The sequence below is a fragment of the Pseudomonas sp. KH_017 genome, from assembly GCF_057840285.1.
On sequence record NZ_CM174509.1, the window covers coordinates 5543587 to 5568083 of the forward strand.

The 24497-nt window shown below is 58.6% G+C and carries 20 protein-coding genes; 11 read left to right on the forward strand and 9 right to left on the reverse strand.

Going from position 1 to position 24497, the window contains the following annotated elements; genetic code table 11:
- The first annotated feature begins 165 nt into the window (after positions 1-165).
- The 6 genes from AC3IT6_RS25255 (at position 166) to AC3IT6_RS25280 (ending at position 9708) form a co-directional block, all read left to right on the forward strand.
- Positions 166-4014: a bifunctional diguanylate cyclase/phosphodiesterase gene (locus tag AC3IT6_RS25255; protein WP_489353483.1), complete on the forward strand. Its 3849-nt coding sequence runs from the start codon at positions 166-168 to the stop codon at positions 4012-4014.
- A 249-nt stretch (positions 4015-4263) separates the two neighbouring features.
- Entirely contained in the window at positions 4264-5517 is a 1254-nt protein-coding gene (gene glyA, locus AC3IT6_RS25260) for a serine hydroxymethyltransferase (protein WP_180204536.1), read from the forward strand.
- Positions 5518-5859: 342 nt separating this feature from the next.
- On the forward strand, positions 5860-6402 hold the full coding sequence (locus AC3IT6_RS25265) for a hypothetical protein (RefSeq protein WP_489353484.1): 543 nt from the start codon (positions 5860-5862) through the stop codon (positions 6400-6402).
- A gap of 508 nt (positions 6403-6910) precedes the next feature.
- Entirely contained in the window at positions 6911-8224 is a 1314-nt protein-coding gene (locus AC3IT6_RS25270) for a C4-dicarboxylate transporter DctA (protein WP_223449019.1), read from the forward strand.
- Between the two features lie 48 nt (positions 8225-8272).
- Positions 8273-8977, forward strand: a complete 705-nt coding sequence (locus tag AC3IT6_RS25275; protein ID WP_489356675.1) for a FadR/GntR family transcriptional regulator — start codon at positions 8273-8275, stop codon at positions 8975-8977.
- Positions 8978-8997: 20 nt separating this feature from the next.
- Positions 8998-9708: a GntR family transcriptional regulator gene (locus AC3IT6_RS25280; protein ID WP_489353485.1), complete on the forward strand. Its 711-nt coding sequence runs from the start codon at positions 8998-9000 to the stop codon at positions 9706-9708.
- A gap of 114 nt (positions 9709-9822) precedes the next feature.
- On the opposite strand, the gene yjiA is transcribed toward AC3IT6_RS25280, so the two are convergent.
- From yjiA to AC3IT6_RS25295, 3 genes are all read right to left on the reverse strand, one after another.
- Entirely contained in the window at positions 9823-10803 is a 981-nt protein-coding gene (yjiA, locus tag AC3IT6_RS25285; RefSeq protein WP_489353486.1) for a GTPase, read from the reverse strand.
- A 163-nt stretch (positions 10804-10966) separates the two neighbouring features.
- A complete protein-coding gene (locus AC3IT6_RS25290) occupies positions 10967-11164 on the reverse strand; it encodes a YbdD/YjiX family protein (protein WP_007895266.1) in 198 nt (65 codons plus the stop codon).
- Positions 11165-11179: 15 nt separating this feature from the next.
- Entirely contained in the window at positions 11180-13246 is a 2067-nt protein-coding gene (locus AC3IT6_RS25295) for a carbon starvation CstA family protein (RefSeq protein WP_057713219.1), read from the reverse strand.
- 159 nt (positions 13247-13405) lie between these two features.
- Between AC3IT6_RS25295 and AC3IT6_RS25300 the strand changes: the two genes are divergently transcribed.
- Positions 13406-13774, forward strand: coding sequence for a PilZ domain-containing protein (locus AC3IT6_RS25300; protein ID WP_489353487.1), 369 nt, complete (start codon positions 13406-13408; stop codon positions 13772-13774).
- Positions 13775-13934: 160 nt separating this feature from the next.
- On the opposite strand, the gene radA is transcribed toward AC3IT6_RS25300, so the two are convergent.
- On the reverse strand, positions 13935-15302 hold the full coding sequence (gene radA, locus AC3IT6_RS25305) for a DNA repair protein RadA (RefSeq protein ID WP_223500323.1): 1368 nt from the start codon (positions 15300-15302) through the stop codon (positions 13935-13937).
- 644 nt (positions 15303-15946) lie between these two features.
- Between radA and mscL the strand changes: the two genes are divergently transcribed.
- Complete coding sequence (gene mscL, locus AC3IT6_RS25310; protein ID WP_489353488.1) at positions 15947-16360, forward strand: large-conductance mechanosensitive channel protein MscL; 414 nt, start codon at positions 15947-15949, stop codon at positions 16358-16360.
- A gap of 42 nt (positions 16361-16402) precedes the next feature.
- Here mscL and AC3IT6_RS25315 read toward each other — a convergent pair whose 3' ends face one another.
- Entirely contained in the window at positions 16403-17179 is a 777-nt protein-coding gene (locus AC3IT6_RS25315; protein WP_489353489.1) for a ferredoxin--NADP reductase, read from the reverse strand.
- A gap of 302 nt (positions 17180-17481) precedes the next feature.
- Here AC3IT6_RS25315 and AC3IT6_RS25320 point away from each other — a divergent pair, with 302 nt between their 5' ends.
- Both AC3IT6_RS25320 and AC3IT6_RS25325 read left to right on the forward strand, forming a co-directional pair.
- Positions 17482-18195, forward strand: a complete 714-nt coding sequence (locus AC3IT6_RS25320; protein WP_489353490.1) for a helix-turn-helix transcriptional regulator — start codon at positions 17482-17484, stop codon at positions 18193-18195.
- 175 nt (positions 18196-18370) lie between these two features.
- Positions 18371-19495, forward strand: coding sequence for a methyltransferase (locus AC3IT6_RS25325; RefSeq protein ID WP_489353491.1), 1125 nt, complete (start codon positions 18371-18373; stop codon positions 19493-19495).
- A 64-nt stretch (positions 19496-19559) separates the two neighbouring features.
- Here the strand turns inward: AC3IT6_RS25325 and AC3IT6_RS25330 are convergent, their stop codons facing one another.
- The 3 genes from AC3IT6_RS25330 to AC3IT6_RS25340 all read right to left on the reverse strand — a co-directional run bounded on the left by AC3IT6_RS25330 (position 19560) and on the right by AC3IT6_RS25340 (position 22261).
- On the reverse strand, positions 19560-19727 hold the full coding sequence (locus AC3IT6_RS25330) for a DUF2474 domain-containing protein (RefSeq protein ID WP_489353492.1): 168 nt from the start codon (positions 19725-19727) through the stop codon (positions 19560-19562).
- An 86-nt stretch (positions 19728-19813) separates the two neighbouring features.
- On the reverse strand, positions 19814-20821 hold the full coding sequence (cydB, locus tag AC3IT6_RS25335) for a cytochrome d ubiquinol oxidase subunit II (protein WP_056728750.1): 1008 nt from the start codon (positions 20819-20821) through the stop codon (positions 19814-19816).
- A gap of 3 nt (positions 20822-20824) precedes the next feature.
- Positions 20825-22261 carry a cytochrome ubiquinol oxidase subunit I gene (locus AC3IT6_RS25340; protein WP_489353493.1) on the reverse strand — a complete coding sequence of 479 codons (1437 nt, stop codon included), beginning with the start codon at positions 22259-22261 and terminating at the stop codon, positions 20825-20827.
- Between the two features lie 392 nt (positions 22262-22653).
- Between AC3IT6_RS25340 and AC3IT6_RS25345 the strand changes: the two genes are divergently transcribed.
- Positions 22654-23904 (forward strand): MFS transporter, encoded by a 1251-nt coding sequence (locus tag AC3IT6_RS25345; protein ID WP_489353494.1) that lies wholly within the window; start codon positions 22654-22656, stop codon positions 23902-23904.
- Between the two features lie 6 nt (positions 23905-23910).
- On the opposite strand, the gene AC3IT6_RS25350 is transcribed toward AC3IT6_RS25345, so the two are convergent.
- Positions 23911-24462, reverse strand: coding sequence for a DJ-1 family glyoxalase III (locus AC3IT6_RS25350; protein ID WP_223449027.1), 552 nt, complete (start codon positions 24460-24462; stop codon positions 23911-23913).
- Positions 24463-24497 lie beyond the last annotated feature (35 nt).

The following is a 24497-nucleotide window of genomic DNA, read 5'->3' on the forward strand; positions in this document are numbered from 1 at the left end:
GGAACGCTCCCGCGTAACCGGCAAAGCTACCTGAATGACCGGTGGCAGTCCAGCCGACGGACAGGGGCTGGCACTTCGCCACAACTCAAGGCATGCTAGCCGCCCTTCGGGCGTCCGGCTTATAGTGCACGTCGCGCCAGTCCAGCCAAACCGCAGGATGACAGCTTGTCCAAAGTCCCTCCGCCTCTGACTTCCAGCGCGCCGGCCACAGCGCCCGGCTCTCCCCTGCGCGGGACCTTGAAGGGCACCTTGGCGACACTCGCATTATTGCTGCTGGCCCTGCTGTTCTGGCAGTTGCTCGACCAGTTGCGGGAAACCCAGAAGAACCAGCGTCAGTACACCATCGACTACACCGCCGATCTGGCCGCGCAGGTCAGCCTGAACATGGCGCTCAACGCGCAGATCGCCCTCAACCTGTTGCCGATCGTCGAACAACCGCAAGGCGCCGATGAACTGCAGGCCCTGCTGCGCAAGCTGCAACAGTCGCTGCCGGATCTGCGCAGCCTGGCGTTGCTCAGCCCCTCGGGAAAAGTCATCAGTGACAGCGCTCCCGGCAGCGATGACAGCGACTACCTGGGTGAACTGGTACGCCGCAGCCACGCCCAGGCGCACTACTTCAGCAACGCCACCGACGGTTCCGTGGTGCATTTATTGTTGCATCAGGCCAGCGGCAGTTCCCGAGGCTATTGGGTCTTGCGCCTGACACCCACCTTCTTTTCGTCCTTGACCAAGCAAAGCGAGGCCGTCCGCCGCCCGTTGTGGCTGGTGGAGAACCGCATCAATCATCAGATCATCAGCCGCGACGAAGCGCTGCCCTCGGTCAATCCGGGCACGCTGACCGAGGATGATGTCGCCAACAGCGTGCTGACGGTTGCGCTGAGCGGCAGCGATTGGCAACTGCGCGGCTTGTTCGACCGTCAGCGCGTGCTGGAAGAGCTGCTGCCGGCGTTCATCGGCAAATGCCTGCTGGGCCTGGCGTTTTCCATGCTGCCGTTCATCGCCTTGCTGAACACACGCCGACGTCAGCGCCAATTGAGCGAAGGCCGCCGGCGTTATCAGGACATTTTCGAAGGCACCGGCGTGGCTTTATGTGTTCTCGACATGTCCGGGCTCAAGGTCTTTTTCGACAAGGCACAACTACAGGGCAGCGAACCACTGCAAGCGTGGCTGGCGATCCCGGAACAACGCCGGCAATTGCTCAAGGAACTGCGGATCACCGAGGTCAACCAGGTCGCGCTGCAACTGCTCAATGTCGATAGCGCCGACAAAGCCTGGCAACTGCTGATCGATGGCCATCCACAGCACGGCACCGCCATCGGCAACCAGGTACTCGACGCGGTGCTCAACCAGCAGCAACAGCTTGAGCTGGAAATCAAACTGCAGGATGCCAGCGGTCGCGACCAGCACCTGTGGCTGGTGCTGCGCCTGCCGCAAGCAACGGACGACTATAAAGCGGTGATCCTGAGCATCACCGACATCACCAGCCGCAAGCTCATCGAACTGTCGCTGCAGGAGCGCGAAGGGTTCTGGTCGGACGTGGTGCGCACCGTGCCGGATCACCTGTATGTGCAGGATGTGATCAGCCAGCGCATGATCTACAGCAACCACCATCTGGGCCAGACACTGGGTTACAACCGCACCGAACTGCACCAGATGGGCGAATATTTCTGGGAAATCCTCCTGCACCCCGAAGACGCCGACTATTACCATCGCTCCCGCCAGGTCCAGCGCCAAGCCGGTTATCGCCAGTTGATGCAGTGCCAGTTGCGCTTCCGTCATCGGGACGGCCAGTGGCGACGCTTCGAGATTCGCGAGCAGGCACTGGCCCGGGACAAGGACGATCAGGTCACGCGAATCATCGGCGTGGCCAAGGACATCACCGACCAGATCGAAGCCAGCGAATCCCTGCGCGACAGCGAGCAGCGCTACCGGATGCTCGCCGAAAGCATCAGCGACGTGATCTTTTCCACCGACAGCCGCCTCAACCTCAATTACGTCAGCCCTTCGGTGCAAGCAGTGCTGGGTTACGACGCCGAGTGGATTTTCCAGAACGGCTGGCAATCGACCATCGCCAACCCGCAACAACTGACCGGCATCTACCACCTGATGGACCGGGTCAGCAAAGCGCTGGATCAACCGGACCAACTCGCGCTGTTACGCAGCCAGGTGCAAACCCAACTGTTCCTGTTCGATTGCCTGCGGGCCGACGGGCGCAAAATCCCGATCGAACTGCGCCTGGTATTGGTCTGGGACGAACAGGGTACGTTCGAAGGCGTGCTCGGCGTCGGCCGCGACATCAGCCAGCAACGCCGGGCCGAAAAAGACCTGCGCATGGCCGCCACGGTATTCGAACACTCGACCTCGGCGATCCTGATCACCGACCCGGCCGGCTACATCGTCCAGGCCAACGAAGCCTTCAGCCGTGTCAGCGGCTATGCCGTGGAGCAGGTCCTCGACCAGTTGCCGAACATGCTGACCGTCGACGAGCAGCAGGAAACCCATCTGCGTTATGTGCTCAAACAATTGGGCCAGCACAGCACCTGGGAAGGCGAAGTCTGGCTCAAGCGCCGTAATGGCGAGCACTATCCGGCCTGGGTCGGGATCACCGCCGTACTCGACGACGAAGGCGACCTGGCCAGTTATGTGTGTTTCTTCAGCGACATCAGCGAGCGCAAGGCCAGCGAGCAGCGGATTCACCGCCTCGCCTACTACGACGCCCTGACCCACCTGCCCAACCGCTCACTGTTCCAGGATCGTCTGCACACGGCGTTGCAATCCGCCGAACGGCAGAAGTCGTGGGTAGTGCTGATGTTCCTCGACCTCGATCGCTTCAAGCCGATCAACGACTCCCTGGGCCACGCCGCCGGCGACCGCATGCTTAAGGAGATGGCCACGCGTCTGCTCGGTTGCGTAGACGATGACGACACCGTGGCGCGCATGGGCGGTGACGAATTCACCTTGCTCCTGCAACCGCGAGCCAACCGTGAAATCGCCCTGAATCGGGCGATCCATGTGGCCGAACAGATTCTTGCCAGCCTGGTGAAACCGTTCGTGCTCGAAGGTCGAGAGTTCTTCGTCACGGCAAGTATCGGCATCGCCCTGAGTCCGCAGGACGGCAACGAGCTCAGCCAGCTGATGAAGAATGCCGACACCGCGATGTACCACGCCAAGGAGCGCGGCAAGAACAACTTCCAGTTCTATCAGGCGGACATGAACGCCAGTGCGCTGGAGCGTCTGGAGCTGGAAAGCGACTTGCGCCATGCCCTGGAACAGAACGAATTCGTGCTGTATTACCAGCCGCAGCTCAGCGGTGACGGTAAACGCCTGACCGGTGCAGAGGCGCTGCTGCGCTGGCGTCATCCACGCCGCGGGCTGGTGCCGCCGGGGGATTTCATTCCGGTGCTCGAAGAGCTCGGGCTGGTGGTGGATGTCGGCGACTGGGTGATCAGCGAGGCCTGCCGTCAACTCAAGGCCTGGCATCAGGCCAGGGTACGAGTGCCGAAGGTGTCGGTGAACATCTCGGCGCGGCAGTTCTCCGATGGTCAGCTCGGCACGCGGATCGCCACCATCCTCAAGGAAACCGGCCTGCCACCGGCGTGCCTGGAGCTGGAACTGACCGAAAGTATCCTGATGCGCGAAGTCAGCGAGGCGATGCAGATTCTCGCCGGGCTGAAAAACCTTGGGCTGAGCATCGCGGTGGATGACTTTGGCACCGGTTACTCATCCCTGAACTACCTCAAGCAATTTCCCATCGACGTGTTGAAGATCGACCGCACCTTCGTCGATGGCCTGCCCAGCGGCGAGCAGGACGCACAAATTGCCCGGGCAATCATTGCCATGGCCCACAGCCTCAATCTGGCGGTGATCGCCGAAGGCGTGGAAACCCACGAGCAGCTTGATTTCCTGAGGGAGCACGGTTGCGACGAGGTTCAGGGCTACCTGTTCGGCCGTCCGATGCCGGCGAGTCGGTTCGAAGGGCAGTTCAGCAATGATGCGCTCTTCTTGTTCGATTGAGATTTGCGCCGCGGCGACTGGCCTCATCGCGAGCAAGCTCGCTCCCACAGTGGATTTACAGTGTTCGCACATTTTGTGTGCACCCGAGAACCCTGTGGGAGCGGGCTTGCTCGCGAAGAGGCCGGCACGATCACCGCTAATCCCCGCATGAACACCACTTGTCTGCGACATGATGCCGTTTCATATGCCATCTAAAACCCATTGGGTTAGAATGCCCCCCTTTTCCGCCCCCGATCCCTGAGGACCGCCATGTTCAGCCGTGATTTGACTATTGCCAAGTACGACGCCGATCTCTTTGCCGCCATGGAGCAAGAAGCTCAGCGCCAGGAAGAGCACATTGAGCTGATCGCTTCGGAAAACTACACCAGCCCTGCGGTGATGGAAGCTCAAGGCTCGGTACTGACCAACAAGTACGCCGAAGGCTACCCGGGCAAGCGCTACTACGGTGGTTGCGAGTACGTAGACATCGTCGAGCAACTGGCTATCGATCGCGCCAAAGAGCTGTTCGGTGCCGACTATGCCAACGTTCAGCCGCACGCCGGTTCGCAAGCCAACAGCGCCGTTTACCTGGCCCTGCTGTCGGCCGGCGACACCATCCTGGGCATGAGCCTGGCCCACGGTGGTCACCTGACCCACGGCGCCAGCGTTTCGTCCTCCGGCAAGCTGTACAACGCCATCCAGTACGGCATCGACGCCAACGGCCTGATCGACTACGACGAAGTCGAGCGCCTGGCCGTTGAGCACAAGCCAAAAATGATCGTGGCCGGTTTCTCTGCCTACTCGCAGATCCTCGACTTCCCGCGCTTCCGCGCAATCGCCGACAAGGTAGGTGCCTACCTGTTCGTCGACATGGCCCACGTGGCCGGTCTGGTCGCCGCTGGCGTCTACCCGAACCCGGTTCCATTCGCTGACGTGGTGACCACCACCACCCACAAGACCCTGCGCGGTCCACGTGGCGGCCTGATCCTGGCTCGCGCCAACGCCGACATCGAGAAGAAGCTGAACTCCGCGGTATTCCCGGGTGCCCAGGGTGGCCCGCTGGAACACGTGATCGCGGCCAAGGCGATCTGCTTCAAGGAAGCGCTGCAGCCTGAGTTCAAGGCTTACCAGCAACAAGTGGTGAAAAACGCCCAGGCCATGGCCAGCGTGTTCATCGAGCGCGGTTTCGACGTGGTTTCCGGCGGTACTGAAAACCACCTGTTCCTGCTGTCGCTGATCAAGCAGGAAATCTCCGGTAAAGACGCCGATGCCGCTCTGGGCAAAGCGTTCATCACCGTGAACAAAAACTCCGTACCAAACGACCCACGTTCCCCGTTCGTCACCTCCGGTCTGCGCTTCGGCACCCCGGCTGTGACCACTCGTGGCTTCAAGGAAGCAGAGTGCAAGGAACTGGCCGGCTGGATCTGCGACATCCTGGCTGACCTGAACAACGAAGCGGTGATCGATGCCGTTCGCGAGAAGGTCAAGGCTATCTGCAAGAAGCTGCCGGTATACGGCGCTTAATAAGCCCGCTAAACCGCAGTTGAAAAAACCGGCACTTGTGCCGGTTTTTTTTCGCCCTCACTCAAACTCCGCTTTTGACAAAGAAACAATGCATAACATTATTTCCACAGTTAAAAGCCAGAAAAAACCCTGAAACAACAATTCAGACTTAACAACAGCCACACAGACAATCAAGATGCTAATATTTCAACACGCAATCAGTAACTCTCAATTAAAAATAATCGAATCGAACTCAATCGATGCAAACCAGATCACGAAAATAACTTACAACAATCGACCCACCAACATCACGTATAGCAAACAGCAGCACCTGTTAATACAATCCAAGGAGAAACACCAATTATGGAAAATTTCGAACTTCAACAATCGTTCGCCGCAACACTTTCGATCAATAATAAACCCGTAGTACTGGCTCAAAAACTCCTGCAAAAAAAACTCGACGACCCAGAGACGACCGAAGAACTGCGTCGTATTTACCGGGAAGAGCTTGAAACCACTCACAACCTCCTTACTTTCGGCGATGGCGTAACTCCCGAACTGTTTTTTTTCGGTTATCGCAGTGTTGATGATGTCTACATCATCAAGATCAAAGGCGATAACGACAGTTATAAAAATACAGTCAGCATGGAATCATCGCTTCGAAACCTGACAGTTTTCGATGGCAATCAACCAACTTATTTCCGCATCAAAACTCGCAACGGCGACACACTGAAATTGACGAACATGCCAAACGACGAGTATGAAGTCTTACTTTACAGCGGCCCTCAACACAGACCTGTTTGCACGTATGGCGATGAGCCTTACACCCAAGTTATTACCGACTTGCAAAACCGGGGTGGACCGCTGGCTGTTTTTAACTTGGAAATAATTACACGTTATTCTTAAAGTGATGATTGCTCGCTGCGCGCGACCATTATTCGTCATCACTAGTACGCACTCCCTCAAACTTAACAACCTGTCATATGCCGTTAAAAAATCGATATTAAAGTCTAATACCGATTCTTAAGCCTATCCGCTTGACCTTTGGCAGCAGAAAGCAAAAACCGATGCCCGAACAGGCATCGGTTTTTTTTAGTCTGGCTCGGGCATTGCAACAGACTCACAACTTCGTCTCGACTCCAAATTCCATCGCGTGATCAGCCGCATTAACATCACGCAGCCCGGACAACCGTTTTCTACCCGTTTTTTCCAGACCAAGGAAAGGCTCTAGACCGGACCTCTTTATCAACTGGTAAGACCGGTCATGCCAATTTCTCAATTTTCGCTTGCGAACGACCAAAAACAGCGCCTAGACTGCGCCTGCACTGGACATACCGGTAAGACCACAATAATTAAGTTCTGAAGTCGATGCGCCTGGCGCACGGCAGCCAGGACACCGACCAGGATTCCTCCCATGCTCAGATGGTGCTCGCGTTCAATCTTCCTCCAAGTGGTTCTCGGACTGGTGCTCGGCATCGTCTGCGGGCTGACCCTTCCCGAATACTCCGCTCAGCTCAAACCGCTCGGTGACGGTTTTATCAAACTGATCAAAATGCTCATTGGCTTGATTGTGTTTTGCGTAGTGGTCAGCGGCATCAGCGGTGCCGGCGACCTGAAGAAGGTCGGCCGTATCGGCCTCAAATCGGTGATCTACTTTGAAGTGCTGACCACCATCGCCCTGGTGATCGGTCTGGTGTTCGCCTTCAGCACCGGCATCGGCAGCGGCGCGAACATTCACCTGGACCAGCTTTCCGCAGCCGACATGGGCGACATTGCCCAGCGCGGTCAGCACATGCACACCACCACGCAGTTCCTGATGGACCTGATTCCGACTTCGGTGATCGGTGCCTTTGCCGATAACAATATCTTGCAGGTCCTGCTGTTTTCAGTGTTGTTCGGCAGTGCACTGAATCTGGTGGGTGAGGCGGCGTCGGGTATTTCACGGCTGATCAATGAACTCAGCCACGTGATCTTCCGCATCATGGGCATGATCGTGCGCCTGGCGCCGATCGGTGTGTTCGGTGCGATCGCCTTCACCACCAGCAAATATGGCCTGGACTCGCTGCAGCACCTGGGCAGCCTGGTCGGCCTGTTTTACCTGACCTGCGTGGCTTTCGTGACGCTGATTCTCGGCCTGGTGATGCGCCTCTCCGGCTTGAAGATGTGGCCGTTGCTCAAGTACCTGCGCGAAGAACTGCTGATCGTCATGGGCACGGCTTCGTCCGACGCTGTGCTGCCACAAATCATGCGCAAGCTTGAGCACCTGGGCATCGGTAGTTCAACGGTCGGGCTGGTGATTCCAACGGGTTACTCGTTCAACCTCGACGGTTTCTCGATCTACCTGACCCTGGCCATCGTGTTCATCGCCAATGCCACCGGCACGCCGCTGGCAATGACCGACCTGTTGACGATTCTGTTGGTATCGCTGATCACCTCCAAGGGTGCCCACGGTATTCCAGGCTCGGCGCTGGTGATTCTGGCGGCCACCCTGACAGCCATTCCGGCCATTCCGGTGGTGGGTCTGGTGCTGGTGCTGGCCGTGGACTGGTTCATGGGCATCGGCCGGGCGCTGACCAACCTGATCGGTAACTGTGTGGCGACCGTCGCCATCGCACGGTGGGAAAAGGACATCGATGTGCAGCGGGCGAACAAGGTACTTTCCGGCCAGGCGGGTTATACCTTCCAGCCGAGAAAACCGGTTGCTCAAGCGGCAGCCAAAGAATTCTGAATGACCGCCGTGCCTGCCGACCGCAGACACGGCTCATGGAGCGAACAAGTGATTACCTCATCAACCGTCGTCAACTCAGTGGTAGAAAAACTTCGGGCCGCTTTGGCCCGAGGTCAGTGGCGCTCCGGCGAAATGCTGCCGGGGCAACGTGAACTGGCCGAACAGCTGGGTATCAGCCGTCCGAGCCTGCGTGAAGCCGTCATCGTCCTGGAAACCCTCGGTCTGGTGCGTTCGATGCCGGGCAAAGGCGTGGTGGTGCTCGAAGCCAATCTCGTCGACAGCCAGACGTATGACAGTGCAGTGGCCGCAGCGAGCCTGGAAGACGTGCTGCAACTGCGCTACACCCTCGAGCCGTTCATCGTCGGCCTCGTGGCGCAGTCCATCAGCAGCAAGGAAGTCGGGCAACTGCGCCTGACCCTGATGGACATGCGCGAAGCTCTGGAGGCCAATGACAGTGAAGCCGGCGTAAGCGCCTACATCGCGTTCCACGAAGAGCTGTTCACGCTGACGTCGAACCCGATCTTCCAGAGCGTGGTCCAGCAAACCAGCAATGCCCTCAAGCAAAGCGCCGAAGTGTTGCGCAACTCCCCGGAGCATCTGGCTGAGCGCCTTGAAGAAAACGAAGCGGTGGTGCGGGCGATCCGCAGCAAGAACAGCGCCCAGGCCAGCGCCGAGATGCGTCGGCACATTTTGCGCGAAGGCCAGCGCATGGGCATCGAACTGAACATCCCGGAAGACAACTTGAGCAACTGACCCCGCACAGGAGACAGGCCATGAACAGTTTCGCCACACCGTTGCACTCTCGCCAGACCACGGCGCCCCTGCCCTTCTCCCGCCTGCGGGCACCGGTCGATAATCTTTATCCGCGACTGTTCGATGCGATTCTGGAGCAACGTATCGATCCGGCCAGCCGTTTCACCGAGGACAGCCTCAAGCAAATGTTCGGGGCCAGTCGCGCGGATATTCGTCGAGTGCTTACGCAGTTGTCGCATGAGCAAATCATTGTGCTGCGGGCCAATCACTGTCCGCGCGTTGCTACACCTGATGTGGAGCAGACGCGACAGACCTTGCACGCAAGGCGCCTGACCGAGAGCACGCTGGTGCGGTTGGCTTGCCAGCATCCGCAAGTCGAGGCTTTGAAACGCTTGCGAGCTTTGATCGAGCGCGAGCGTCAGGCTGTCGAACAGGATCGGCGTGGCGCGGCGATTCGGTTGTCAGGGGATTTCCATCTGCACTTGGCACAGATGGCTGGAAACGCGCCGTTGGCGAATTTTCTCGGCAGCCTGGTGCCGTTGACCTCACTAGCGATTGCGCGGAGCGAAGGCCGGACGCGCAGTTGTTGCGCGTGGCAGGAGCATTTGGCGATTGTTGAGGCTGTGGAGCATGGGGATGCTACGAAAGCGGTCGAGCTGATGAGCCGGCATTTGGATCATCTGGAGCAGACCCTACTCAATTCAACCCATGAACATTGTGTTGCCGGTTAGATCGTCTTCGCGAGCAAGCCCGCTCCCACATTCGACCGCATTCCGTCGCAGAGAATGCGGTCGAATGTGGGAGCGGGCTTGCTCGCGAAGAGGCCCCTCCAGCCAACAAAAAATTCACTTCTGATCCGCAACCGCCCGCGCAAATCCCTCGCGAATCTTTTCCTCTGGCAAATCATCGGCAATGAACACGATCACGCTCTCGCGCACTTCGTCTTCAGCCCACTCGGTATCCCAGTCGAAACCATAAAGCTTCAGCACCCCCTGAAACACCATGCGACGCGATTCGCCAAGGATATTCAACACGCCTTTGTAGCGCAGCAACTGCTTGCCATGCTCCTCCAGCAACTCGTTCATGAACTCACTGAGCTTGTCGATATCCAGCGGTTTTTCAGTGCGCAGCACCAGGCTGGAAATGCGGTCTATGGACGGAGCAGCCTGGCTGACCGGGCGCAAACTCACGCCACCACCGAGGTCGGCATTGAGGTTGAAGCCACGTACATCGAGCAATTCGGCCAGGTCGATCTTGCCGTGGTCGACCACGCGGATAGGCGCACGCCGGTTGATGCGGGTCAGGCGCTCGCTCAACGCGGTGAAGGTCGGCTCGTCCACCAGATCACGCTTGCTCACCAGCAAGCGGTCGGCGAATCCGATCTGCGCCTGGGCGATGGTCTGGGTCAGGTGCAAGTCGGCATGTGCCGCGTCGACCAGCGTGATGATGCCGTCGAGGATATAGCGCTCGCGCAGCTCTTCGTCGATGAAAAAGGTTTGTGCCACCGGTGCCGGATCGGCCAGACCGGTGCACTCGATCACCAGGCGGTCGAAGGCGATGTCGCCGCTGTCCAGACGCTCGAGCAACAGATAAAGCGCTTTGGTCAGGTCCGTATGGATGGTGCAGCAGACGCAGCCGTTGGACAGTGTCATCACTTGTACCGGTTCATCGCCCAACAACTGGGTATCGATACCGGCATCGCTGAATTCGTTCTCGATCACGGCAATTTTCAGGCCGTGCTCGGCCTTGAGCAGGTGACGCAACAAAGTGGTCTTGCCAGCGCCGAGGAAGCCGCTGAGGATCGTGACCGGGATGGGAGAGGACAAACTGGATCTCCTTTTTCACACAGTGAAAAAACAACACAAAACAAATGTGGGAGCGGGCTTGCCCGCGAAGGTGGCGTGTCAGTCGACATGAATGTTGAATGACACACCGCTTTCGCGGGCAAGCCCGCTCCCACAGGGGGACTGCCTCAACCAGGCTGTCGGATCAACAGCACTTCGGCCCACCCTTGCCACCGTAACGGGCTTCCTGACGCTCGCGAAAGAACATCTCATAGCTCATCACCGGTTTGTCCGGGTGCTTGGTCTGCATATGCTCGACGTAGTTGTCGTAGTCGGGCATGCCGACCATCAGGCGCGCAGCCTGACCGAGGTATTTACCGAGGCGACTCAAGTCATTGAACATGCTGCAATCCTCTGGTTACGCATCCGGCAACGCCTGGAATGGCGATTCTTTATCCGTACGTTCTTTTTTACCCCAGGCGGCAATACCGACCTTGAGTGCATAGAACAGGATGCTGAACACCACGAACAGGAACAGCGCGGTCAGCGTTGCGTTGGTGTAGGCGTTGAAGATCACGTGCTGCATCTGGGTGATGTCCTTGGCCGGGGCGAGGATCTGGCCGTTGGCCAAGGCATCGCTGTATTTCTTGGCCAGCGACAGGAAGCCGATCGCCGGGTTGGCGTCGAACAGCTTGATGAAGCCCGCTGTCGTGGTGCAGATCAACAGCCACACCGCCGGCAACATGGTGACCCAGACATAACGCTGGCGTTTCATCTTGATCAACACGACGGTGCCGAGCATCAGCGCGATACCGGCCAGCATCTGGTTGGAGATACCGAACAGCGGCCACAGGGTGTTGATACCCCCCAACGGATCGATCACGCCCTGATACAGCAACCAGCCCCACATCGCCACACAACCGGCGGTGGCGATCAGGTTGGCGGTCCAGGATTCGGTGCGTTTGAGCGCCGGCACGAAGGAGCCGAGCAAGTCCTGGAGCATGAAGCGCCCGGCACGGGTACCGGCGTCGACCGCCGTCAGGATGAACAGCGCTTCGAACAGGATCGCGAAGTGGTACCAGAACGCCATGGTGTTCTCGCCCGGCAGGACACTGTGCAGGATCTGCGCGATCCCCACCGCCAGGGTCGGTGCACCGCCGGCACGGGCCAGGATCGTGGTTTCACCAATGTCGTGGGCTACCGCTTGCAGGGCTTCCGGGGTAATCGCAAAACCCCAGTTGCTGACGGCTGTCGCAACAGCCACCACATCACCGCCGACCACAGCCGCCGGGCTGTTCATGGCGAAGTACACGCCAGGCTCGATCACCGATGCGGCGACCATCGCCATGATCGCCACGAACGACTCCATCAGCATGCCGCCGTAACCGATGTAGCGGGCGTTGGTTTCGTTATCCAGCAGTTTCGGCGTGGTCCCGGAGGAGATCAGCGCGTGGAAACCCGATACCGCGCCACAGGCGATGGTGATGAACAGGAACGGGAACAAACCGCCCTTCCATACCGGACCAGTGCCGTCGACGAATTGGGTCAGGGCCGGCATTTTCAGCTCGGGCATGGTCACCAGGATACCGATGGCCAATGCGACGATGGTGCCGATCTTCAGGAACGTGGAGAGGTAGTCACGGGGTGCCAGGATCAGCCACACCGGCAATACCGCTGCGACAAAACCGTAACCGATCAGCATCCAGGTGATCTGGATACCGGTAAAGCTGAATGCCTTGGCCCATACCGGATCAGCAGCGATCTGCCCGCCCAGCCAGATCGAACCGAGCAGCAACAGCACACCGATGACCGAGATCTCACCGATGCGACCCGGGCGGATGTAGCGCATGTAGATGCCCATGAACATCGCGATCGGGATGGTCGCCATCACCGTGAAAATGCCCCAAGGGCTTTCGGCCAGGGCCTTGACCACGATCAACGCCAGCACCGCGAGGATGATGATCATGATCAGGAAGCAGCCGAATAGCGCGATGGTGCCGGGGATGCGGCCCATTTCTTCACGGACCATGTCGCCCAGCGAGCGGCCATTGCGGCGGGTGGACATGAACAGGACCATGAAGTCCTGAACCGCACCGGCCAGCACCACGCCGGCGATCAGCCACAGCGTGCCGGGCAGGTAGCCCATCTGCGCCGCCAATACTGGACCGACCAAAGGCCCCGCGCCGGCAATGGCCGCGAAGTGGTGACCAAAAAGAATGTGTTTGTTGGTTGGAACGTAGTCCAGACCGTCGTTGTTGAGCACAGCGGGAGTGGCCCGTCGCGCATCGAGCTGCATGACATTGTTAGCGATGAACAGACTGTAGTAGCGGTAGGCGACCAGATAGATGGCCACGGCAGCGACCACAATCCACAAGGCGTTGATTGCCTCGCCTCGGCGCAATGCCACGACACCCAGAGCGCACGCACCTACGATTGCCAACACCAGCCAAGGCAAATGGCGTAGCGGGCTATTATTATTTTTCATTTTTTTATTCCAGCCAGAGTGGACAAGAAAGACAGCCTCACCGAGTTTAGCGCTCCTGACGACAAAGACCATACCCCGACATTGGTCTGGACACCTGCATGCGCTGGCATGCCTTTGATCACGCGGGTCTATAGTCAGTATCTATCCGAGGATCGCACCATGAGCGAGCACCCTGCCGAACGTCGCCGCTTCAAACGTATTGCGTTCGATGCCCGAACCGAGCTGAGTCAGGGTGAGTCCAGTTGGCAGGTAAAATTGATTGATCTGTCGCTCAAGGGGTTGCTGATCGAGCGACCCGAACACTGGCAGGGCAATCGCCAGCAGGATTTTTCAGTGGATATTCATCTGAGCGATGACGTCGATATCGCCATGGATTTGCACCTGACCCACGAAGACCACGGCCAGCTCGGCTTTGTCTGTCGGCACATCAGCCTGGAATCCATTGAGCGCCTGCGGCGATTGATCGAGCTCAATCTCGCAGATCCGCAGGAGCTGGAGCGAGAATTGGGTGCGCTGATCGAAATCTGAAGGTCAATCCCATTCCAATGTGGGAGCGGCGGTGCGGCGATCCGACTTGCTCGCGAAGAGGCCGGTACATTCAGCATCTCTGTTGATTGACACACCGCTTTCGCGAGCAAGTCGGATCGCCGCACCGCCGCTCCCACAGGTTTTGAGTTTCCCCTGCTAATTATTCGAACAACGCATCCAACGCCTGTTCCAGACGCGTGACAGCAATGATCTGCAACCCCGTCGGCGCCTCTTTCGGCGCATTACCCTTGGGCACGATGGCCCGCTTGAAGCCGTGCTTGGCGGCTTCTTTCAAACGCTCCTGACCGCTCGGCACTGGACGCACCTCACCGGAAAGCCCGACTTCACCGAACACCAGCAGATCGTGGGGCAACGGCCGGTTGCGCAAACTGGACATCACCGCCGCCATCAACGCCAGGTCGGACGCCGTTTCCAGCACCTTGACCCCGCCGACCACGTTGAGAAACACGTCCTGGTCGTGGGTCGGAATGCCACCGTGACGGTGCAGCACCGCCAGCAACATCGCCAGCCGGTTCTGATCCAGCCCCAGTGTGACCCGACGCGGGTTGGCCAGGTGACTGTCGTCCACCAGCGCCTGAACCTCCACCAGCATTGGCCGCGTGCCTTCCCAGGTTGCCATCACCACGCTACCCGGGACTTCTTCCTGGGCACGGGTCAGAAAAATCGCCGAGGGGTTGGAGACTTCTTTCAAGCCCTTGTCGGTCATGCCGAACACACCCAGCTCATTGACTGCACCGAAACGGTTCTTCACCGCCCGCAGCAGGCGCAGGCGCCCGTCGGACTCGCCTTCGAAATACAGCACGGTGTCGACCATGTGTTCCAGCACCCGAGGGCCAGCCAGCGCGCCTTCCTTGGTGACGTGGCCCACCAGGAAAATCGCCGTACCGCTCTGCTTGGCATAACGCACCAGCAACGCCGCGCTTTCACGCACCTGAGATACACCGCCCGGTGCTGATTGCAGTTGCTCGGTAAAGATCGTCTGGATCGAGTCGATCACCATCACCTTGGGCTTTTCCTGACGGGCCGTGGCAATGATGGCTTCGATGCAGGTTTCAGTCATGACCCGCAGTTGATCCTGAGGCAACCCCAGGCGCCGCGCACGCATGGCCACTTGCTGCTGGGATTCCTCACCTGTGACGTACAGCGCCGGCATGCTCTTGGCGAGGTTGCACAAGGTTTGCAACAGAATGGTCGACTTGCCGATGCCAGGGTCGCCACCGATCAGCACCACCGAGCCATCCACCAGACCACCACCCAGAACCCGGTCGAGCTCGCTGGAAGCGGTGGAGAAGCGCGGAATTTCTTCGACACTGACTTCGGCCAGGGTCTTGATCTGCGCCTGCTGTCCGGCCCACCCGGTACGACCGCTGGGGGCGGCTGCCCCGCCGCTTTCCACCATGGTTTCGGTGAGTGTGTTCCAGGCCCCGCACTCACCGCACTGGCCGGCCCATTTGGGGAAGGTTGAGCCGCACTCGGTGCAGCCGTACATGCGCTTGGCCTTGGCCATCGGAACTCCCGGAAAAAAACGCGATGATAGCTCAGCCAAGGCGCGCGAGTGCGGCCAGATATTTCGCAACCCCTTTGATGACTTCAAATAACCCCATTAAATACAGGTATATTGAAATACACCCTCCATACAAAACCTTGTATAAGTATTTTTCTCAACTCGGCCAACAAACTCTAGTGACTTGCCATATCGCACGTTTTGAAAACCTGTACAAACTTTATTCATTTACATACTTTATGCACAACTCCGAAAACATTCACACAATACGCAGCATTGATTCAGAGAAACACGCAACTTGTCCGACACCCAAAACTAACGAAACAGTTAATACCACTGCAACTACAATTAATTTTCAATAGAGCCTTCTGACCACTAACTGCCAGATCATCTTTAACGCCCCGATTCAGAGATGGTCTCTCAACCTTGGCTCGCCCACACAAACGACGCCATTTCGCTGAAAAAAATCGTCGTATGCAAAACTCCGCAGAAGGCCTGGCCGCCCCACAGATGAGATCAATCGGTGAATTTTTCAACACCACCCGGGTCGATTGCTGGCAAGCACAGCAGGCAGTTGATTCGAGCAGGAAGCGATTTGCTGATTTACACTGCGTGCATCAACCTCATCTGTAACAAGGAAATAACCTATGGGCGTGCTCAATGAGTTCAAGGCCTTCGCGGTCAAAGGCAACGTGGTCGACATGGCCGTCGGTATCATCATCGGTGCGGCCTTTGGCAAGATCGTTACGTCGTTTGTCGGTGACCTGATCATGCCGCCAATCGGGATGCTGATCGGTGGCGTGGACTTCAGTGATCTGGCCATAACGCTCAAGACAGCGGAGGGTGCTGCTCCGGCAGTGGTGCTGGCTTATGGCAAATTCATCCAGACCATCATCGACTTCGTCATCGTCGCCTTCGCGATCTTCATGGGCGTCAAGGCCATCAACCGCTTGAAGCGCGAAGAGGCCGTGGCCCCTAGCCTGCCGCCGGTTCCAACCAAGGAAGAAGAGTTGCTGGGCGAGATCCGCGACTTGCTCAAGGCCCAGAACAACCGGCCTTGACTGCATTAGCAAAAAAACGGCGCCTTTGAGGCGCCGTTTTTCTTACCAGAAGTTTTCCACCGCCACCTGGCCGGGTCGCCGGCTGAGGCTCAAGTGCATGTCGCGCTGTTTAAGCAGCTTGCGCGTGTCATCGATCATCTGCGGATTGCCGCACAGCATGACCCGAGAATGCTCAGGGGTCAGCGCAACACCCGCGGCGCGCTCCAGTTCGCCGTTTTCAATCAGCGTGGTGATCCGCCCGTTCAATGAGCCGGGATGCTGTTCACGAGTGACCGTGGTGATGAATTGCAGTTTATGGGCGTACTCCGCCAGATACTCACGCTGCGCCAGCCCTGCGACCAGTTCCTGATAAGCCAGTTCCCGGGCTTCGCGAACGCTGTAGACCAGAATGATCCGCTCGAATCGCTCCCAGACTTCGAAGTCCTGGAGTATCGACAGGAACGGCGCGATGCCCGTGCCTGTGGCTAACAACCACAGATCACGCCCATCGACAAACCGGTCCAGCGTCAGGTAACCGAAGGCCTGGCGGTCGACCAGCAATGCATCGCCAACACCCAGCCGGCTGAGTTCGCTGGTGAACTCACCGCCCGGTACGACAATGGAAAAGAACTCGAGGAACTCGTCAAAGGGCGAGGACACCATCGAGTAGGCGCGCCATACCGTGCTGCCGTCAGCCTTGGTGACGCCCAATCGGGCAAACTGGCCCGCGCGAAAACGGAACCCTGCATCCCGCGTGGCGCGCAGGGTAAACAGGTTCGGGGTCAGCGGATGAACCTCGAGCAAGGTCTGACGGGTAAATTTTTCTTCACTGACGGACATGGAAGGCTCCAATCAAAGATACCCCAGTGTCCCGCAAAGAAAGCAGCGTAACCACCGACAATTTGTAGTGACATTAATCTGCACTAGTGACTGTTTACTAAATGCGACATACAGCCATGATTATAAAATGCCATATGGCATTTTATAACTCATCGATCGCCTAAGAACCAGGAACACACTTCCCAAGAGTTAAAAGAGCAAAATTGTCGCACCTTCACCGTAGGAACTGTCCTACACTTCGTGACGTGCCGGATATTGGATCCAATATTGCACCCAGAAGACACACTCATGGAGATCGTTGTATGGAGATCTGGAAGGAGTCACAGCTCAACCAATTGGCGCATACGCAAGAGATCAATACTGCCTATCGAATCGCGCTTAACTTCGCTAGAAACCTTGGATATAAATTTTGTGGCTTTTCAATTACTTCGAACTCAGTCGTGACCGGCGCCAGTCCGGTGAGCCTGAACAATTTCCCCCATGAATGGAACATTCAATATGAGAAAAACAACACCACGCAAATAGACCCGATAGTGGCGCACTGCAATCATTCAACGTTGCCTGTTCTCTGGAGCGAAGAGCTTTTTTCCAGGACGCCATGGCTATGGCAGTTGCTGCAGCAACAAGGTTTGCGGCATGGCTGGTCCCAGGCGATCCACGATGAGGAGAGCGGCCTGCACAGTATTCTCAGCCTGGCCAGAAGCCACTGTCCGATTTCAGCTTATGAGCTGTACGAGAATCTCGGATTCTCGGTGTTCATCAGTCGCCATTTGCACGCTCTGGCGCTCGAGATGCAACCGAGAAAACCGGCTCGCCCTCAGGCTCCCCCCTTGTCACGGCGGGAACTCGAAGTATTGAAACTGTCGGCCGATGGCAAGACGGCCTATGAAATTGCCAGGATCCTCAATTTGAGTGAACGCACGGTCAACTTTCATGTGCACAGGGCTATCGAGAAGCTCGGTGTCAACAACAAGATTGCGGCAGTCATCGTCGCGGCCCGCTCCGGAGCCATCTGAAAGCGCCCGATTGCGGGAAAACCTGCGGGTAATCCAGGCAAAAAAAACGTACCATTTGCGGTCCCTCCTGAGTGATGGCGTGTAGACCTCCACGACGCAGTTCACTCGGACGGCTCCGCCCGCTCCAACGCCTTCGGGCAGCGGGACATTCGTTGATTACCCAGAGCCCCGCCTCATGCCTTTGCTCGAAACACCCTTCGCCAGCCTCGACCTGATCCGCCAGCCCGAACAGCAGAACGAACCGCTGCAAGCTTTCGATGCGGCCGATGAATACCTGCTCAATCATCTGGCCGAACAGCAGCCGGCGTCGGACACTCGGGTATTGGTGCTCAATGACAGTTTCGGCGCGTTGGCAGCCAGCCTGGCGGGCAAGGTGCAGGTGGTCAGCAGCGGTGATTCGTTCCTGGCTTTCCAGGGGCTGGAAAAGAACCTGGTGCGCAACGGCCTGGCGTTTGATGCGGTGCCGAGCGTACCCGCCAGCGAAGCCCTTGCCGGGCCGTTCGACTACGTGCTGATCCGTGTACCGAAAACCCTGGCCCTGCTGGAAGAACAACTGATCCGCCTGCAAGGCCAATTGGCACCCGGCGCCCAAGTGGTTGCCGCAGCCATGATCAAGCATCTGCCCCGGGCGGCGGGCGACTTGCTGGAGCGTTATATCGGCCCCGTGCAAGCCTCGTTGGCGGTGAAGAAGGCGCGGCTATTGATTGCCGCGGTTCAAGACAAAACGCCAGCGGTGTCGCCTTACCCAACGCGATACAGACTCGATGAACCGGCCATCGAACTGCTCAACCACGCCAATGTGTTTTGCCGCGAAGGCCTGGACATCGGCACCCGGGCGTTTTTACCACACCTGCCGAAAAACCTTGGCTCGGCACGGGTCGCCGATCTCGGTTGCGGCAACGGCGTCCTGGCTATCGCCAGCGCCCTGCAAAACCCTGAGGCCCACTACACGCTGGTGGACGAGTCTTTCATGGCCGTGCAATCGGCGTCCGAGAACTGGCACGCAGCGTTGGGTGAACGGGAAGTGATCGTGCAAGCCGGTGATGGCCTGGCCGGCCAGGAACCGCAATCGCTTGACGTCGTGCTATGCAATCCACCGTTTCACCAGCAACAAGTGGTGGGCGACTTCCTGGCCTGGCGGATGTTCCAGCAGGCCCGCGAAGCGCTGGTCGTGGGCGGCGCGTTGTACATCGTCGGCAATCGTCACCTGGGCTACCACAGCAAGCTGGCGCGATTGTTCCGTGGCGTCGAGCAAGTGGCGGCCAATCCGAAATTCGTGATCCTCAAGGCGCGCAAGTAACTGGCAAAAAAAACCCTCCGGTCGGAGGGTCGTAAATCCGTGCCTCGAGGCCACGGGAGAGATGTCAGTGCGTGGTCAGGCCGGCCGCGTTCATGAACAGTCGCATCAGGCTGGCGACGATGAACAAGGCGCCCACGCTGCCGGCCCAGATCAGGGTCAACCAGCCGAGCCGCTGCCACAGCGGCTTTTTTTCGGCTTCTTCAATGTCGTGCAGGGAATGTTTGGCGGCCATAACGTCAATCCTCTTCAAGATTGATGGCGTCGCATCCGACGCCATCGCGAGCGAGCTCGCTCCCACAAGTTTCGCGGTGCACAGGGCTAGTGATAGCCGTCTTCATGGGTGACCTTGCCGCGGAACACGTAGTAGCTCCAGAAGGTGTAGCCCAGGATGAACGGGATGATGAACAGCGTGCCCACCAGCATGAAGCCCTGGCTTTGCGGCGGCGCGGCGGCGTCCCAGATCGAGATCGACGGCGGGATGATGTTCGGCCACAGGCTGATGCCCAAGCCGCTGTAACCGAGGAAGATCAGCACCAGGGTCAGCAGGAACGGCGTGTAGTGCGCGTTGCGGGCCACGGCGCGGATCAGACCGTACATCGTCACCAGCACCAGGATCGGCACCGGCATGAACCAGAACAGATTCGGCATGGTGAACCAGCGTGCGGCGATATCCGTGTGGGCCAAAGGGGTCCAGATGCTGACAATGCCGATCACCGCCAGCAGCACGAAGGCCAATGGCCGTGCCAGGTCATGCATCTGCTCCTGCAACTTGCCTTCGGTCTTCATGATCAGCCAGGTGCAACCGAGCAAGGCATACGCCACCACCAGCGCCGCACCACAGAACATCGTGAACGGTGTCAGCCAGTCCAGTGAACCACCGGCGAACTGCCGATTGACCACCGGCAGCCCATCGATGAACGCGCCAAGCGCGACGCCCTGGAAGAACGTCGCAGTGACCGAGCCACCGATGAACGCCTTGTCCCACAGGTGGCGCTTGTCGTCCCTGGCCTTGAAGCGGAACTCGAAGGCCACGCCGCGGAAGATCAGCCCGATCAACATCAGGATCAGCGGCAGGTACAGCGCCGAGAGCACCACCGAATAGGCCAGCGGAAACGCGCCGAACAACGCCGCGCCACCCAACACCAGCCAGGTCTCGTTGCCGTCCCAGACCGGGGCGACGGTGTTCATCATCACATCGCGATCCGTTTTTCCCGGAATGAACGGGAAGAGAATGCCGATACCCAGATCGAAACCGTCCATGACCACGTACATCATGATGCCGAAGATGATGATCACAGCCCAGATCAGCGGAAGATCAATACCCATGATTCAAATCTCCTTGGTCAGGCTGTGGCCGGCATCGGTGTGATCGTCGTCGGCTGCGGAAAACGGCCGGGCCGGTGTGCGTTTCTGGCCCGGGCCTCCGTCGTTGGTTTCCTTGCCTTCGTCGGTCTTCGGCCCCTTGCGCACCAGGCGCATCATGTAGCCAAGACCGGCGCCAAACAGCGCGAAATAAACCACGACAAACAGGATCAGGGTGATGCTCATCTGTATGAAGCTGTGATTGGACGACGCATCCGCCGTACGCATCAGGCCATAGACCACCCATGGCTGACGGCCGATTTCCGTGGTGAACCAGCCGGCGAGGATCGCGATCAGGCCGGACGGCCCCATCCACAGCGCCAGGTACAGGAACGGCCGCGAGGTATAGAGGGAGTCGCGCTTGCGCAGCCACAGGCTCCACAAACCGGTGAAGATCATCAGCATGCCCAGGCCCACCATGATCCGGAACGACCAGAACACAATGGTCGAATTCGGTCGGTCTTCAGGCGGGAACTCCTTGAGCGCCGGGACTTGCTTGTCCAGTGAGTGCGTGAGGATCAGGCTGCCCAGGTACGGGATTTCGACGGCGAACTTGGTTTTTTCCTCCTTCATGTCCGGCCAGCCGAACAGGATCAGCGGAGTCGCCTCGTTACCCTTGTTTTCCCAGTGCCCCTCGATCGCGGCGATTTTTGCCGGCTGATGCTCAAGCGTATTGAGGCCGTGGAAATCACCGATGACCGCCTGGATCGGCGCGACGATCAATGCCATCCACATGGCCATCGAGAGCATTTTGCGGATCGCCGGGTTGTCCTTGCCGCGCAGCAAATGCCAGGCCGCGGAGGAGCCGACGAAGAAGGCCGTGGCGACGAACGCCGCCGTGGCCATGTGCATCAGGCGATACGGGAACGACGGGTTGAAGATGACCGCCAGCCAGTCGGTGGGTATGACCTGACCGTTGACGATCTCGAAGCCCTGCGGGGTCTGCATCCAGCTATTGGAAGCGAGAATCCAGAACGTGGAGATCAATGTACCGATGGCCACCATCACGGTGGCGAAGAAGTGCAGGCCACGCCCGACCTTGTTCCAGCCAAACAGCATGACGCCGAGGAACCCGGCTTCGAGGAAGAATGCAGTGAGCACTTCATAGGTCAGCAACGGTCCGGTCACGGAACCGGCGAAGTCCGAGAAGCGGCTCCAGTTGGTGCCGAACTGATAGGCCATCACCAGGCCGGAAACCACCCCCATGCCAAAGTTGACGGCAAAGATCTTCGACCAGAAATGGTAGAGGTCACGGTAGGTGTCGTTATGGGTTTTCAGCCACAGGCCTTCGAGTACTGCCAGGTAACTCGCCAGGCCGATGGTGATGGCCGGAAACAGGATGTGGAACGAGATGGTGAACGCGAACTGAATTCGGGCGAGATCAAGTGCCTCTAAACCGAACATAAGTCTTCCTCTGTCAGGTAGTACGGCTGCTGGCTGGAAGCCTGCACCCACGGCCCCCACGGGTATGGAGTGTGGCGAATCTCTGTTTGTTCTTTTTTTGCACGCATCACAACGCAGGGAGTCTGGCCTTGCGGCCGCCGGATCAATTCCTTTTGTGGGTTTTGATCTGGATCAATCAACGTTGAAAGAGTAGTCCCAATTTCGGGGATGAACCGCGTGGTCTTTTGCCGCGTGACAAGTTGCCTCACGGCCTTGATCACGAGCTGAAATACATTTCCTGTGGGAACCTGGAGGAAATCGATGTCTGGCTAACTAAATTTTTTGACACGGCAACTTTCTGTTACAGGTTGGTGATAATCTCGCCGTTCCCCTCTCCCCAGATTTTCCCGCAGATGCCCAGCCAAGAGCCCTTGCTGTTACGTCACCATCGCCCTTTTCTCGCGTTCTGGCTGGCCCGGGTATTTACCGCCAGCGGCTTCCAGATGCTCACCGTGGCCATCGGCTGGAACCTGTACCAACTGACCGGCAACGTGCTCGACCTGGGTCTGGTCGGCCTGGTCGAGTTCGCCCCGCGCGTGCTGTTCATGCTGCACACCGGGCACGTCGCCGACCGCTATGACCGGCGCAAGGTTGCGGCGATCTGCCAGTCCGTGCAGGCATTGATCGCCCTGTCGTTGGCCATCGGCAGCGCGACCGACCATGTCACCCGTGAAATGATCTTTATCCTGGCCTTCCTGCTCGGTGCCGCTCGTTCCTTTGAAATGCCGACCACCCAGGCCCTGCTGCCCAGTATCGTGCCCAGCGCGCTGTTTCCCCGTGCGGTGGCCGCCGCGCAATCGGCTCAGCAATCGGCAACCATCGTCGCCCCGGCCCTCGGCGGTTTGCTCTACGCCTTCGGCAGTGTCTGGGTGTATGGCCCGACGGTGCTTTTGTATGTCATCGCCTGTTCGCTGATGCTCAACCTGCCGGCCCGGCAAACCCCGCTGAACAAGGGCACGGCCACTCTGGACTCACTGCTGGCGGGCATTCGCTTTATCCGCAGTCGTCCGGACATTCTCGGGGCGATCTCCCTCGATCTGTTCGCGGTGCTATTGGGTGGTGCGACGGCGCTGCTGCCGGTGTTCGCCAAGGACATTCTGCTGACCGGCCCGTGGGGGCTGGGCCTGCTGCGCTCGGCACCGGCGGTGGGCGCGCTACTGATGTCGCTGTTCCTGGCGCGGTTTGCCGTAGAGCGCAACGTCGGGCGGGTGATGTTTACCGCCGTAGGCATCTTCGGCGTGGCAACCATCGCCTTCGGCCTGTCGACCTCGTTCTGGTTTTCCCTGGCGGTGCTGGTGGTGTTGGGCGCGGCAGACATGATCAGCATGGTGATCCGCGCCTCGTTCGTTCAACTGGAAACCCCGGACGAAATGCGCGGTCGGGTCAGCGCCGTCAATGGTCTGTTCATCGGTGCTTCGAATCAGTTGGGTGAATTCGAATCGGGCCTGACTGCCCATTGGTTTGGTACCGTGCCAGCCGTGGTCATGGGCGGGATCGGCACGCTGGTGGTGACCGGGGTGTGGGTCAAACTGTTCCCGACACTGGCGAGCCGCGATCGCATGCACGTGGCTAAAGATGAAGAGAAGGAAGAAGCGAAAGCCTGAAGTAATCTAAACCAACAACTCCCCTTCCACCGCCGTACGTATGGCTTTACCGCAGAGTTGCTCCACCAGTGCCAGGGCAAACGCCAAAGCGGCGCCTGAGCCTTGGGCCGTGACGCAGTTGCCGTCGACCACCACCGGTTGATCGACAAAGGTACAGCCCGACAGTTGATGACTGGCCGAGGGCAGGCAGGTCATGCGCCGTTGACGCAATACGCCAAAGGCCTGCAGCGCCACGGCGGGCGCTTCGGCGATGGCGGCGAACAGGCGGCCGGCTGCCGCCTGATCCTTGATCAATTGTTGCAGGGGTTGGTGTGCTGCCAGGTGCTGTGAACCCACCGCACCACCGGGCAAGGCAATCAGGTCGAAGGGTTGCGCCAGCAAGTCCACCAGCATCGCATCGGACGTCAGGCGAGTGCCGCGGGCGCAGGTGAGCATGCGCCGCCCTTCGATACTGGCCACCACCACTTCTACTTTGGCGCGGCGCAGTACGTCGATCAGGGTCACGGTTTGCAGGTCGTCGGTGCCCTCGGCAAGGGCAATCAAGGCTCTAAAGGTCATCAGGTATTGTCCACGGAATGATCTTTTAAGCGTAG